13 protein-coding genes are annotated in these 14,071 nt (G+C 50.1%); 4 read left to right on the top strand and 9 right to left on the bottom strand.

Annotated elements, in window-relative coordinates; all coding sequences use genetic code 11:
• Nucleotides 1-68 precede the first annotated feature (68 nt).
• The 4 genes from ACO6UY_RS01170 to ACO6UY_RS01155 all read right to left on the bottom strand — a co-directional run bounded on the left by ACO6UY_RS01170 (nucleotide 69) and on the right by ACO6UY_RS01155 (nucleotide 4,058).
• Nucleotides 69-1,277, bottom strand: coding sequence for a quaternary amine ABC transporter ATP-binding protein (locus ACO6UY_RS01170; RefSeq protein ID WP_422448973.1), 1,209 nt, complete (start codon nucleotides 1,275-1,277; stop codon nucleotides 69-71).
• Nucleotides 1,270-2,169 carry an ABC transporter permease gene (locus ACO6UY_RS01165; RefSeq protein ID WP_422459987.1) on the bottom strand — a complete coding sequence of 300 codons (900 nt, stop codon included), beginning with the start codon at nucleotides 2,167-2,169 and terminating at the stop codon, nucleotides 1,270-1,272. Before ACO6UY_RS01165 ends, ACO6UY_RS01170 begins: the two co-directional genes overlap by 8 nt.
• 135 nt (nucleotides 2,170-2,304) lie before the next feature.
• Nucleotides 2,305-3,315, bottom strand: coding sequence for an ABC transporter substrate-binding protein (locus ACO6UY_RS01160; RefSeq protein ID WP_422459989.1), 1,011 nt, complete (start codon nucleotides 3,313-3,315; stop codon nucleotides 2,305-2,307).
• Nucleotides 3,316-3,578: 263 nt separating this feature from the next.
• Complete coding sequence (locus ACO6UY_RS01155; protein WP_422448977.1) at nucleotides 3,579-4,058, bottom strand: MarR family winged helix-turn-helix transcriptional regulator; 480 nt, start codon at nucleotides 4,056-4,058, stop codon at nucleotides 3,579-3,581.
• Between the two features lie 245 nt (nucleotides 4,059-4,303).
• Between ACO6UY_RS01155 and ACO6UY_RS01150 the strand changes: the two genes are divergently transcribed.
• Nucleotides 4,304-6,280: a BCCT family transporter gene (locus tag ACO6UY_RS01150; protein WP_422448979.1), complete on the top strand. Its 1,977-nt coding sequence runs from the start codon at nucleotides 4,304-4,306 to the stop codon at nucleotides 6,278-6,280.
• Nucleotides 6,281-6,333: 53 nt separating this feature from the next.
• On the opposite strand, the gene ACO6UY_RS01145 is transcribed toward ACO6UY_RS01150, so the two are convergent.
• The 3 genes from ACO6UY_RS01145 to yghU all read right to left on the bottom strand — a co-directional run bounded on the left by ACO6UY_RS01145 (nucleotide 6,334) and on the right by yghU (nucleotide 10,113).
• On the bottom strand, nucleotides 6,334-6,984 hold the full coding sequence (locus ACO6UY_RS01145; protein ID WP_422488826.1) for a hypothetical protein: 651 nt from the start codon (nucleotides 6,982-6,984) through the stop codon (nucleotides 6,334-6,336).
• A 338-nt stretch (nucleotides 6,985-7,322) separates the two neighbouring features.
• Entirely contained in the window at nucleotides 7,323-8,996 is a 1,674-nt protein-coding gene (locus tag ACO6UY_RS01140; RefSeq protein ID WP_422488825.1) for a hypothetical protein, read from the bottom strand.
• Nucleotides 8,997-9,240: 244 nt separating this feature from the next.
• Nucleotides 9,241-10,113, bottom strand: coding sequence for a glutathione-dependent disulfide-bond oxidoreductase (gene yghU / locus ACO6UY_RS01135; protein ID WP_422448985.1), 873 nt, complete (start codon nucleotides 10,111-10,113; stop codon nucleotides 9,241-9,243).
• Between the two features lie 228 nt (nucleotides 10,114-10,341).
• Here yghU and ACO6UY_RS01130 point away from each other — a divergent pair, with 228 nt between their 5' ends.
• Nucleotides 10,342-10,545 carry a hypothetical protein gene (locus tag ACO6UY_RS01130; RefSeq protein ID WP_422448987.1) on the top strand — a complete coding sequence of 68 codons (204 nt, stop codon included), beginning with the start codon at nucleotides 10,342-10,344 and terminating at the stop codon, nucleotides 10,543-10,545.
• Between the two features lie 61 nt (nucleotides 10,546-10,606).
• Nucleotides 10,607-11,161 (top strand): hypothetical protein, encoded by a 555-nt coding sequence (locus ACO6UY_RS01125; protein WP_422448989.1) that lies wholly within the window; start codon nucleotides 10,607-10,609, stop codon nucleotides 11,159-11,161.
• Nucleotide 11,162: 1 nt separating this feature from the next.
• Here ACO6UY_RS01125 and ACO6UY_RS01120 read toward each other — a convergent pair whose 3' ends face one another.
• On the bottom strand, nucleotides 11,163-12,440 hold the full coding sequence (locus ACO6UY_RS01120) for a Y-family DNA polymerase (RefSeq protein ID WP_422448991.1): 1,278 nt from the start codon (nucleotides 12,438-12,440) through the stop codon (nucleotides 11,163-11,165).
• Nucleotides 12,437-12,859, bottom strand: coding sequence for a LexA family protein (locus tag ACO6UY_RS01115; RefSeq protein ID WP_101746738.1), 423 nt, complete (start codon nucleotides 12,857-12,859; stop codon nucleotides 12,437-12,439). Before ACO6UY_RS01115 ends, ACO6UY_RS01120 begins: the two co-directional genes overlap by 4 nt.
• Before the next feature lie 401 nt (nucleotides 12,860-13,260).
• Here ACO6UY_RS01115 and ACO6UY_RS01110 point away from each other — a divergent pair.
• A partial coding sequence (locus ACO6UY_RS01110) for a hypothetical protein (protein ID WP_422459993.1) occupies nucleotides 13,261-14,071 on the top strand: 811 nt, incomplete at its 3' end.

Genomic DNA, 14,071 nt, shown 5'->3' with positions numbered 1-14,071 from the left:
TGGTAAAAAGCCCGCTATTTGCGGGCTTTTTATTAAGCACAGTGCTCAACCTTAGCAGGCTGGCTGCGCTAATGACCTGTGGAAACATCCCCCAGAACTTCAGCAAGACTGGACCGGGAAAGCTGCCCCTGCAACTGCCCATCGTCATCAACAACGGGGAGGGGAAAGTCGGTGTCCAGGGTATCGGGAATAACGGACTCCAGTATTGAGTCTGCCTGAATAGTCGGCACCGTCTCAATCAATATCGAGGTGACCTTCTTGTGACTCCCCTTCTGCACGGCCTGCTCAAGGGTCTGCTGAAGAATCACACCCTGATAGCCTTCATCATTAACGTAATAGCCAAAGTCTTCAGAGGTCTTTTTCATCTGACTCAAGGCCTCATCAATGGTTTCTGCAGTAATTCGACAGGCCGGAGGTTTCATCACCGTTTCTACGGTCAATGCCCGGGCACGGTTAACATCCTTAACAAACGCTTCCACATAATCTGTGGCCGGATTCAACAGAATATCTTCCGGAGCCCCCTGCTGAACCAGCTCACCATCTTTCAGAATGGCAATGCGATCACCCAGCCTCAGCGCTTCATCCAGGTCATGGGTAATAAAAACAATGGTTTTCTGGAGCTTACTCTGCAACCCGATCAACTGATCCTGCATCTCACTGCGAATCAGTGGATCCAGGGCAGAGAAAGCTTCGTCCATCAATAGAATTTCCGCATCGGTGCACAGCGCCCTGGCCAGACCAACCCTCTGTTGCTGCCCTCCCGACAGCTGGGAGGGGTATTGCTGCTCGTAGCCAGCCAGCCCCACGGTATCCAGCCATTGTTCCGCTTTCTTCAGTCGCTCGGCTTTGCCAACACCCTGAACCGACAGACCATAGGCAACATTATCTATGACCGTCCGGTGAGGCATCAGACCAAAACGCTGAAAGACCATGGACATCTTCTGACGTCGAAAGCTTTCCAGTTCTTTGGCAGAAAACCGGGTAATATCGGTGCCATCCACCAGGATCTCCCCCTCAGTGGGATCGATCAAACGGTTAAAATGGCGAATCAAGGTGGACTTACCGGATCCGGAAAGCCCCATAATCACAAAAATCTCACCTGCCTTGACGTCCAGGTTGATATCCCTGAGCCCAAGCGTATGCCCGGTATCAGCCAGAATCTGATCTTTGGATTCCCCCTGATGAACCCGGGGCATAACCTTGTCAGGCTGTTTCCCGAATAATTTGTACAGGCCACGAATCTGGATCAGAGGCTTTGTCTTGTCACTGTTATGCATGCTCAGCGCCTCCCAGATGTTTCTGGGTTCTGCGGGCATAAGCCTGAGAAACCCGGTCAAAGATGATCGCCAGCGCAACAATGGCAAGACCATTGAGCAGCCCCAGGGTGAAATACTGATTGGTAATGGATTTCAGTACCGGCTGCCCCAGGCCCTTGACGCCAATCATGGAAGCGATCACCACCATGGCCAGCGCCATCATAATGGTCTGGTTAATACCGGCCATGATGGTTGGCATTGCCAGTGGCAGCTGCACCCCCCACAACCGTTGCCACGGGCTGGCACCATAAGCGGTAGCGGCTTCCAATACCTCTTTATCCACCAGACGAATCCCCAGATTGGTCAATCGAATAACCGGTGGAATGGCATAAATAACCACCGCGATCACGCCGGGAATCTTGCCAATCCCCAGCAACATCACCACCGGAATCAAATAAACAAATGCCGGCATGGTCTGCATGATATCCAGCATCGGCGTTACCAGCTTCTGCACCCGGTCGGAACGGGCCATGGCGATACCGATTGGAATGCCCAGCACCAGGGAGAGCAAGGTGCATACCGTGATAACACTCAGGGTTCTCATGGTATTTTCCCACATACCAAAATAACCGATGGTCAGCAGGGAACAGACAACACCGAGGCACAGCTTCCAGGAACGGCTGGCGGCGTAGGCCAAACCGGTGATTACCGCCAGTATCAGTAACCAGGGAGAGCTGATCAGCAGGTTTTCAAACCAGACAAGAAAAGAGAGCAACGGATCAAAAAACGACTCAATCAAATCGCCATGTTCCCGGGAAAACTCCCGGTAGGCACCATCCAGAGTCTTTCGCAAAGCGATCAGGTCACTGCGTTCCATATCCGGAAACTCAGTAACCCAGGATTCCTTAGCCATACACTTCAGCCTTTATTATGGGTGATTGGCACAGTATTCAGAGTATGGAGTTTACGCCTTTCGACTCCGCTCAAGACGAACGGAGTCTGGAGGTCAATAAATAAACCCATCAATTGCATTGAACCAGTGATGACCTTAGAGAGCCGCAAGCTCTTGCTTTACTTTTGCCACCACATCAGCAGGCAGCCACTGGGACCAGACGGACTCATAGTTGGTCAGGAAATGCTCCATGGCGATTTCACCATCCGCCTGATTTTCTTCCATCCAGGCCAACAGCTCATTCATCTGCTGATTGGTAAACGAGCGCCCTGCCAGGTACTCATAAGCTGCCGGTGCTTTAACGGCGAAACGTTCGGTGGTAATGGTATTGACCGGCGATGGCGGATACATAGTGACTTTCGGAGACTCACAATCTTCTTTGGTGGTACAGTTGATGTATTCATCTACATCAACACCGGAACCGAAATCCACCTTGACCATTTCATACTTGCCCAGTACTGCCGAGGGTGCCCAGTAATAGCCAAACCAGGCCTCTTCCCGCTCATAGGCTTTGGCAATAGCGCCGGACATACCGGCACCGGAACCCGGGTCAACCAGGTCAAACCCATGCTCTTCCAGCTCCAGCGCCCTGAACAAGTTGCCAGAATTAATCTGGCAGTTCCAGCCCGCCGGGCAACCGTAAAAAGCGGACAGGCTGGAATCTTCCGGATGCTTGAAGATTGCTGCTTTCCCTTTAATACCCTTGATGGTTTTCAGCTCAGGGTCTTTTTCTACCATGTATTTCGGTACCCAGAACCCTTCCTCACCGCCTTCTGACAGCGAGTTGCCAGCATAGCGAAGGCGCTTTTCCTCGACACCTTTATCGAAAGCCTGCCTCATGGAGTTACTCCACATTTCCGGCGCGATATCCGGCTCTCCTTTTTCAACCATGGAGGTACCTGTCGCCATGGTGTCGCCAGGCACCAGCTCCACATTACAGCCAAAGACATTCTCAAGGATAAATTGATCAACGTGAGCTATCAGCGTTGCCGAGTTCCAGTTCATATCGGCGACTGTGACATCACCGCATTCATCAGCGGACACAGAGGCAGCAAAAGGGAGGGAAACAGCCAGTAAGGCAGCGGCAGACAATTTTCTTTTTAGCATGTGCAATCCTGTTTTTATTAATCCGTTTCTGATACCGGGCAGTGCCTTCCTGGCTCTATGGTGTAGAAAGGGATTAAAAATTTCTGCTCCTGCGGTTTTCCGTACACCGATTAACAGCAGAAATTTTTAAGCCCATTTTCCAGCGCCGAACATTTAACCGTACTTTCCCGTATATCAACTGGGGCACTAACTTACACTTCTAATGATTAGATTTCAAATTACTTTCACCAACACCCCAGAGAAAAAGACCAAAAATCAAACAGCTAAGGTTCTGTCCCGGCGATATCCAGAAGCGGCGCGGCATCGATGGACTCGGCATCCATCATGGCTGCAACCCGCTGCAAAGACGACAAGACCTGTGTTTTCTCCCAGGCCTCCAGCGCCTCAAAACGCTCAATAAACTGTTCATGCAGTAGCGCCGGTGCTGTTGCCAATACAGAGCGTCCGAGCTCGGTCAACCGTGCGTTAACAATTCGTTTATCGCTGACACTTCGGACTCGCTCCAGATACTGCCGCTCTTCCAGCCGATTCAAAATGGTGGTTACTGTCGCCTGGCTCAGGGAAACATCCTGGGAAATCCGCTTGACCGTCACATCACCGAGATCGCTGATTGCCTTCAAGACCATGATCTGGGGCGTGGTCAGGCCACAGGCTTTGATCATACGTTTTGAGTGCAGATCCGTTGCACGTATTATGCGTCTTAGAGAAATAAGTACGTCAGTCCAGTAACACGGTTCAGTCATACAATTTACTCATCGAAGAGGTTTAGAAAACAGGCGTATTTATTTGCCACAAAATAAACCGCAAAACAAACAAAATTTGATCTCAAATAGTTTGAACTGTAATATATTTCACCTAGACTCCTAATTAAAGTTGTATACAGGATCCTCTTCATGTTTATCCCCTCAGAGCGTTGACAGGCTTCTTGCACATAGCTCCAAACCCAAACGATCAAATTGATTTTGACTATTCAGCAAGAGCCAGCAACATGTCCCAACCGGAAATCTCTATGCCTTCCAGGCAAACCATCAACCCTCCCGTATTTTTTGGCTCAGCCATGTTAATACTTTTACTGGTGGGCTATACGGTCTTTTTCCCTGAAGATGCCAATAGCCGCTTTACGCATCTACAGTCCAGCATCATGACCAACGCCAGCTGGTTTTATGTCATGGCCGTGGCCCTGATCCTTCTGTGCGTCGCCTTTCTGGGGCTATCCCGATATGGTGATATAAAGCTGGGCCCTGATCATGCCGAACCCTCATTCAGCTTTGGCTCCTGGTTCGCCATGCTCTTTTCTGCGGGCATGGGCATCGGCCTGATGTTTTTCGGTGTCGCCGAGCCGGTTATGCACTTCCTTTCTCCACCGCTGGGTGAGCCTGGTACGGTGGAAGCCGCCAGAGAAGCCATGAAGCTCACCTTTTTTCACTGGGGGCTTCATGCCTGGGCGATTTATGCCATCGTGGCGCTGATTCTTGCTTTTTTCGGTTACCGGCATAACTTGCCACTCACTCTCCGCTCCGCCCTTTACCCCATCATCGGTGACCGTATTTACGGCATTCCCGGCCATATCATTGATGTGTTTGCCATACTCGGCACCATTTTTGGTGTTGCAACTGCGCTGGGTTATGGGGTTTTGCAGGTTAACTCGGGGCTGAACTACCTTTTCGGTATCGACATCAGCACACAGACACAGGTGATTCTGATTGTGGTCATCACGGCACTGGCCACCGTTTCTGTGGCGACAGGCCTTGATAAAGGCATCCGACGCCTCTCAGAAGCCAACCTGCTACTGGCACTGATGCTGTTAGTGATGGTGTTACTGCTCGGACCCACCGTCCTGTTGTTGCAGATGTTCGTGCAAAATACCGGTGGTTATCTGTCTGACATCGTCGGTAAAACCTTCAATCTCTACGCCTATCAGCCCACCGAGTGGCTTGGCGGCTGGACCTTATTCTACTGGGCCTGGTGGCTCTCCTGGTCACCGTTTGTCGGTATGTTTATTGCCCGTATTTCCAGGGGCAGAACCATCCGTGAGTTTGTTACTGGCGTTTTGTTCGTACCAACAGGCCTGACCCTGATCTGGATGACCGCTTTTGGCAATACCGCCATTGATATGATCATGAACCGGGGCATGACCGGTTTGGGTCAGGCCGTAGAAACCGATGTACCCATTGCGCTGTTCAGGTTTCTGGAATATTTCCCGTTCTCAAATGTACTCTCGATGGTAGCCATTGCCATGGTCGTGATCTTTTTTGTCACCTCCTCCGACTCCAGTGCCATGGTTGTCGACATGCTCGCCTCCGGGGGCAACAGTAAAACGCCGCTCTGGCAGCGGGTGTTCTGGTCCAGCCTGATTGGCATTGTAGCCATGGTACTGTTATTGGCCGGTGGCCTGGAGGCCCTGCAAACGGTGACCATCGCCTCAGCACTGCCTTTTTCCATCGTACTGTTGGTGTCAGCTTATGGCTTACTGAAAGCGCTGGCTGTTGATGCAACCAAGAAAGCCAGCCTGGAAAGAACCACACTCACCCCCAAAGTGGGTCATAAACCGATTCCCTGGCAGAACCGGCTGGCGACGATGGTCAGCTTTCCCCGACGGGCCCATGTCAATCGCTTTATTCAGGATGTTGCTCTCCCGGCTATGGAGTCCGTCGCATCAGAACTGAGCAAACAGGGGGTAGAAAGCACGATTCAACTGGATACCGAAAAACAGATACCCAGCCTGGTGGTACTCCACGGCGATGAAGTGGACTTCTTTTACAAAGTGACGCCCCGCTCTTACCTTCAGCCCAGTTTTATGCTGGACGAAGAAGATGAAGAAGAACGCAAATACTTCCGGGCCGAAGTTTTCCTGAGAGAAGGCGGCCAGGGTTACGACATTATGGGCTGGACCAGTGATCAGGTGATTGGTGATATTATCGATCAGTATGAAAAGCACATGCATTTCCTGCACATGGTTCGATAGACTGAACACACCCTCGTTTCCCCGCCCTGTGTGGAAACGAGGTGAACAGTTCGCTATCTAATGTATGGGTAGACAAAGTCAAACTGCTGCCCTGTCAGATTAATGGTCGCTTTTGAATTGTATGTGGTATCGTAACGCTCCATCCAACCATCAGCAGTAATGTGGTAATTGTTCTTGCTGCCATCCCTGCTCAGATGCCCGGACAGATTTCCGTTTAAGGTCTTCCCATACACATTAATCCCTTTAAAGAAAAAGCTGAAATTGACCCCACTGCAAACATTTACCAGATCGGCATGACTGCTATAGGGGATCACTACATACTGCTCTTCACGACCACCCGTTGGCTTAAGCCTGAAACGCATCACCATTATGCCCGCGTGGCTGATATGCAGATAAAGTACCAGTTCAGAGAGCCAGAGTTTTTCAGTTTTGGCAATTCTGTAAGCATCAAAACGATAGGTTCCGGCTGGTATTTGACAGGCAGTAAAGGAGGATAAGTCAGGGGACATCGGCGGCGTATAGGCAGGTGCGGGCTCTGTTCTATAACCATGGTATAAGTAATCCTGCGGGGGTGGGTATAACGGCCCTTCAGGCTGAGGATGGGCCGACACCTCAGGGTAAGGTGGAGGGGTAAACCGTTCGAGGCCGATTGGTTTACCCAGGACAATCGATGGTAATAAAAGGATAAATGGATACAGTTTCATAACACCACAACCATAACATTATTCTTCCGGGCTAGAAGAATAGGTCATTTACCCGTATTTACAGGATGACTGTGAAATTAAACATCAGATTCAGATACCCGGAATAAGTAGCTGGCCATATGGAATCATATATTTCTGGCTACTTGGGCAGGTGCTATGCGAGGCACAACGGAGGGAGCATAGCCGTAGCTATGTGACCGGAGTTGTAACGAAGCACGACTGCATGGATGCAGGAGCTAGAGCAACGCAGGAGCAGTTGCCGAGAGTACCTGAACAAGGAGTCAGAAATATATGATTTCATATGGTTAGCTACTTACATCCGGGCAGTCACTGCGGGCCTACTGAAATGGATTCATTACAGTATCGAGCAGTTCCCACATACCGTTGCGTTTCTGAATTTCGCTGATTGCTCTGCCTTGAATCATCAGTTGTAACAACTCTTGTATATCGTTATGACCGTGATCTTTTGCCCATTTCAGTTTGCTATTCAGTGCCCTGCGGACTTTGTCCGTCGGCTTTGTCCCCGCGCTCAAAATCGTGCCATATAAACATTCTGCGTCATCGTAACGGTCAGTCACTATTGCCCGCTCCAGAGCTTCATTCAGTTTATCCAGAACTCCATCCGTTAGCGTTGCCCCCAGGGCCACAATGACGCCTGTTAAGCACTCAGCGCCATCGTAATGATCGTCAGCTATGGCCCGCTCCACAGATTCATTCAGTTTGCTTACGTCATCGTCCGTCAGCTCTACCCCGGTACCCTTTATGGTGGATACTAACCGTTCTGCCCGCCCGTAGTTCTGGAAAGCTGCTGCCCCTGCCCATACCAGATGACTCCTCAGTTTTTCCTGGTCATCCTCCGTCAGCTTTGTCTTGGTGCTGACAATGATGGATAGTAACAGCTCTTCCTTATCGTAAAGACGGTTATCTACTGCCATTATCAGACGGTTACTCAGTGCTATCCGGACATCCTCCGTCAGCTCTGTCCCAGTGCTTACAAAGACGGACTTTAACAGCCCTGCCTTATCGTAAAGACGGTGATCTACTGCAACTATCAGACCTTTACCCAGTGCTATCCGGACATCCTCCGTCAGCTCTGCCCCAGTGCTTACAAAGACCGATTTCAACAGCTCTGCCTTATCGTAAAGACGGTGATCTACTGCCAGTATCAGACCTTGACCCAGTGCTATCCGGACATCCTCCGTCAGCTCTGCCCCAGTGCTTACAAAGACCGATTTTAACAGCTCTGCCTTATCGTAAAGACGGTGATCTACTGCCAGTATCAGACATTTACCCAGTGCTATCCGGTCATCCTCCGTCAGCTTTGTCCCAGTGCTTACAATGATGGATAGTATCAGTTTTGCCTGATCGTAAAGACGGTGATCTACTGCCTGTACCAGACCGTTACTCAGTGCTGTCCGGGCATCCTCTGTCAACTCTGCCCCAGTGCTTTCAGCGATGAATTGTATCCGTTCTAAAAAATCATACCATCCGTACTTCAATGACAATATCACGCCTTCATTCAGTGTTCTCTGCCCTTCGCTGGTCAGCGTTGGCCCTGTATCCTGAGTAATAATGAGTTGTCGTTGCAGTTCCTGAAAAGGCAGGGTATTGGTCGGTCTTTCCTGATTTGCCACCTCCTTTGCTTCGACGACAAGACCCCATAATTTTACTAACTCAGACAGGCCGCCTTTGAATAATGGACTGACTTTCCTTTCTTCTATTTGATGATGGTTGACACGCACCGGCTTCAGGCAGTCTGTGTTGATGGGATTCGCACAAAAGGCTGTAGCCATCACATCCCGGCAAAATGCTTTACCCAGTGCATCAGCAGGTTGTAGCTGGTCAGCTGGCAACACCAGATCACAAGTCAGATTATCAATGGAAATATCGAGCTGTGGCGCAGTTTTTAGAGAATCTGCTTTTAGAGAATGTGCCGGTTGTTTTTCCTGAGTTACGTCTGGCTGCCTGTTTCGATAATTGCTGGCTAAATCAACTAAGACTGGGAAATTCATTATATAGATCCTTTTGATAATTCTTATTAGATAACAGTTAATGAATTTTGTTCCATTTTTCTACAGATAATCATTTAGCCTATTACGCCTTCGTTTGAAGTTACTGACTGATCTCGGTCAAAGTGGAATTAAAAGTGGAGTTAAAGACAGGATAGAAACGTTATTTCTTATGCTTCACACCGTTACAACGGAACGGTGAAAATTTCACCCTTCCGTTATTTTGTGGTTCTGGAATATTGCCAATTTATTCTGAAGCTTCCAGTTTATCCTGGGTCCTGAGTTCAAAATCAGAAGCATCATGCCGGTTTCTCAGCTGCCCGGACAGTTCACCCCAGGTGCGGTTGACCATTTTCCCACGTTGAACGGCCTCTCGCTGCCCAATATGTCTGGACCATCGAACAACATGTTGATAGTCATCCACCTGAAGAAACTCGGCAGCATCGTAGATTTTGCCATCCACCAGGGCCCCGTACCATGGCCAGATTGCCATATCCGCAATGGTATAATCATCGCCACAGATATAGGTATTGTTTGCCAGATGCTGGTTTAACATATCCAGCTGACGCTTGACCTCCATGGCAAAGCGATCAATAGGGTACTGGTATTTTTCCGGCGCATAAGCATAGAAATGGCCAAAGCCGCCCCCCAGGTATGGACCACTGCCCACCTGCCAGAACAGCCATGAGAGACACTGTGCCCGCCTGGCGGGTTCCGCTGGTAGAAACGCATTAAATTTTTCGGCCAGATAAAGGAGGATGGCTCCTGACTCAAATACCGGTATCTCCACACCGTCGCTTCGATCCACCAGGGCAGGAATCTTCGAGTTAGGGTTTATGCCAACAAAGCCCGAACCAAACTGATCACCTGCCATAATGTCAATCAGAAAAGCGTCATACCCGGCCTCTTTAATCCCCAGCGCCAGCAACTCTTCAAACAGTATGGTGACTTTCACACCATTCGGGGTTGCCAGTGAATAAAGTTGGAATGGATGCTTGCCAACCGGTAACGGTTTGTCAAAACGGGCACCGGCGGTTGGCCGGTTAATGCCACCAAACTGGCCACCATTCTCATTTTCCCAAGTCCATACCCTGGGAGGAACATACGATGCATCTGCCATGGGCAACTCCTTATTCGTTCTTAAGCCCGAAGCTGCCCAGCATAAGATAATTCCCGAAGAAAGGTAAGCGTATTCCCGTATTAAACACAGACATGAAAAGTAACGTGAATCGTTTTCAGGCCTTGATGCAAACAATCTGGATAAAAAGCACAGAGTCATCTATCTATGTCATACATCAAATTCACTGCTTAGTTCTTTCGTTCAAAAAATAACCGGAGTGTTCAAACAATGATAAAAACTGTTGTTGTATCCGTCCTGCTCCTGGCCTGCTTTCTGGTTATGGCCGACCTTGTTCCCTTTTTACTGAAAAACACAGACTCACCTGCTGATAATGAGCAGCCACAGAAAAAACAGGAACACATTATCAAATCAATCGTTTTATTAGTTGGTATTGCGATTATGATCACACTGATCCTGCACTTCTGGCACTGACTCAATCAAATCTGACTGGAGAGTAAAAGTGATGCTGACACAGTGAACACTGACTACATTTATGGGCATGGCTGCTTCCCTGAGTAATTGCAGGGCATTACTGAATACCATTCATTTCGGTGAGTGTACTTTGCATACCATGATTAACCGTTTAAAGCGTATATTTTCCCGACTGGCGTTTCTCTGTGCTGGCCAGAAACCCTCCTTTGAAGGCCCGGGGCTCTCCGGCATTATTGCGGATTGGGTTGAGCCGTTGCTCAGTGAATACAGCGACAGTAATAATGAGATCGAAAACATTATTGATCTGACGTCTAACTGCTGGAATATCGGTGCCTGTCCAAAAGATAACCGGGCTGAGTTATGGGGTCTTCTTATCCAGCCAATCGTTGAAGAACACTTTTATGAACACCGGCATGATCTTCAGGGCAAACTCAGGAAACTGATCAAAGTGAGGGAGAAACTGTATGCTCACGATCCACGCTTCATCCTGGATTTTCGGTTTAAATATCGCCGCTCCCAATTGAGGCTGGATATTTTCAGCACCCGGGACCTGAGCCCGTCCCAGTTTATGGCCGGGCTTGATGCATTAATCCATCAAAGTGAACTCAATGCCTGACTCACGTCTGAACCTTCATGATCTCCGGCCACTGCGTCGTATAAGAAGGACTCAGCACCTGCTGGTTCATATGCCATGGCTGCGCCCGGAAGCCCACTGATGCAGGCCGGAGTGTCTGGCTCCCAAAGCGCTGGTTAATGGCATCCAGCACGGTCATCATCCGGGTATTTTCCGGAATTGCTGCTGCCGTCAGCAAGTCTCCCTGAAAACTTGCACCGGAACAAAGATCCACCAGGGCAAAGCCCGCCTTTTTATACTCGTAACCTTCCTGAAACAGCACGTCCAAAGCCGGATTTAACTGTTGCAGCCAAACCGAGCTATCACTGGTGGGCGATGGAACCATCAGCTTCAGACTCCGTCCGGTTTGCGGGAGATTGGCCTTAAAGGGATCGGTCCTGATAAAAATAATGGCTTCACGGGAATACTGCTGTTGTTTTCTGAGTTTCTCGCAGGCGCGACAGATAAAACTGGCCAGTGCGGCATGAAGTGCCTGCCTGGTAGTGACCCGCTGGCCGAAGCTCCGGGAGCACATAATCTGATGTTTATTGGCTGAACTCCCCTCTTCCCAGGGAATGCAGTACTCCCCCTGAAGTTCACAGACCGTCCGTTCCAACACCACAGAAAACTGTTTCCTGACCCATCGACGATTGGCGTTTGCCAGTTGTGCAGCAGTATGAATACCTGCCGCCTCCAGCCGCTTTCCTATGCGTCGGCCTACTCCCCATACCTCACCAACCGGGGTGATTGCCATTAACCGCTGCTGGCGTATCGGGCTGGTTAAATCCACAACACCACCGGTTGCCGGAAATTTCTTGGCCGCATAGTTAGCGAGTTTGGCCAGTGTTTTGGTGGTTGAGATGCCCACACCAATCGGCAGCCCCGTCCACTGGAATACCCGCCGTTTCATATCCAACCCTATGGCATGCAGATTTGCCAGCGGAAAACCGGAGAGTTCAACAAAGGCTTCATCGATCGAATACACTTCCAGCTTCGGGCTGAACTGTTCCAGCACCGACATAAAGCGGGAAGACATATCGCCATACAGCGCATAGTTGGAGCTTTTCAGTATGATTTCACCACGGGCCACCTGATCCCTGACCTTGAACGCCGGTGTCCCCATGGCAACGCCCAGGGCTTTCAGTTGCGCTGTTCTGGCAACGATACAGCCATCATTATTGCTGAGCACTCCCAGGGCTTTACCCAGCAGGGATGGATTAAAGACCTGCTCGCAGGAACAGTAAAAAGCATTGGCATCACAGAGGGCAATAACGTCCTTCATCGCAGGTGGTGAATGACTTCAGTGACCACACCCCAGACATTGAGCCCTTCTTCAGAGTCCAGTTTAATCGCAGGGTAGTCGGGGTTTTCCGAGTGCAATTCCGGTTTGCCATGGCAATAGACCAGGCGTTTTACAATCAGCTCACCGTCCAGCAAGGCCAGTATCACATCACCGTCTCCCGGAGTGAGGGAGCGATCAATAATCAGAATGTCACCATCAAAGATGCCAGCGCCTTCCATGGATCGCCCCTGGGCCCGGGCAAAAAAAGTCGCTGCCGGATGACGGATCAACAGCTGGTCCAGGGAGAGCGTATCTTGCAGGTAGTCAGCTGCCGGGCTGGTGAAGCCACAGGCAGCCGGGCTCTGGTAAAAGGGCAATGTCTCTGGCAAAGGTCGTGGAAGGATCTGGATCGGCTTCATGCCATTCAATCTCATCAACTGTTTATTTATACAGTATAAGCATTTAGCGGTTAAAAGAAAACGGATGCACTTTGGAGGCAGGAGAGCTGTTCCGCAAGCCGACTCTGATCGACTTGCAATGGAGCATCTTTGCTTCTCCACCTGACACACCATCAATGGAACCTGACAATCATTTTGAGGTCAAACAGCGACATTAATAATCTAGTGCAGAAAAGCGTTAATACCCGTACACCCCGTTCATCCTGAGCTTGTCGAAGGATGGTGCCACCGTACTTCGACAAGCTCAGCACGAACGGTATGGGTATCAACGCTAAATTGCACTAGGAGGTACTCTGAAAGCAACCACATCCACCCACTCCCGCTCAAAGCCTGACCGCCGGGATGACACCGGTTCAAGCGGGATGCCTGACCGCCCCAGAAGCACATTTAACGGTAAAAAAGTCTCAAACCATCAGTCCTGCAGAGGCACAAGCCGCCCCCTGCATGATGTCAAAACTCTTGAAGACGCCTTTTGGGAAAGTAAACCGTTACCAGAACGTAAGACCACCTCGGCTGAGGTGCTTAAAGCATATAGCCGTGATGTAACCTCGCTCAGAAGTGGCTTCTTCCTGCAAAAGCTCTGCTTACAGAACGTTCCACACGGCAATAGAAAAGTCACCCCGGATCAGGTCATTCAGGAATTCAAACGGGAGCCGGGTCAGAATAGCAAGTGCCAATTAGCGATAGCTCGTTTCAAAGCGGAATGCTGCCTGAAAGGCCTGCTCCTGAATGGTCAGCGGGTCACAGCGGATGCGGTGGTTAAGGACTTCCCGGATACTCCGGAAGGAAAACTGGGAATAGCACGCTTTATGGAACAATGTTGCCTGAGTGGCCTGGGCCTGCAAGGCCAGCAGGTCACACCGAATGCGGTGGTCAGGGCTTTCCCGGATAATCCGGAAGGCAAACTGGGAGTAGCACGCTTTCAGGAACAATGCTGCCTGAGCGGCTTGCCATTGAATGGCCAGCAGGTCTCACCGGATACGGTGGCCAACGCTTTTCCGGATAGTCCGGTAGGAAAGCTGGGCATAGTACGCTTTAAAGAAGAATGTTGCCTGGAAGGCATGCCGTTGAATGGCCAGCAAGTCTCACCGGATACGGTGGCCAACGCTTTTCCGGATAGTCCGGTAGGAAAGCTGGGCATAGTACGCTTTAAAGAAGAATGTTGCCTGGAAG

The sequence above is a fragment of the Endozoicomonas sp. ALE010 genome, from assembly GCF_049310165.1.
GTDB lineage: Bacteria > Pseudomonadota > Gammaproteobacteria > Pseudomonadales > Endozoicomonadaceae > Endozoicomonas.
This window is presented reverse-complemented; position numbering and strand designations above follow the sequence as displayed.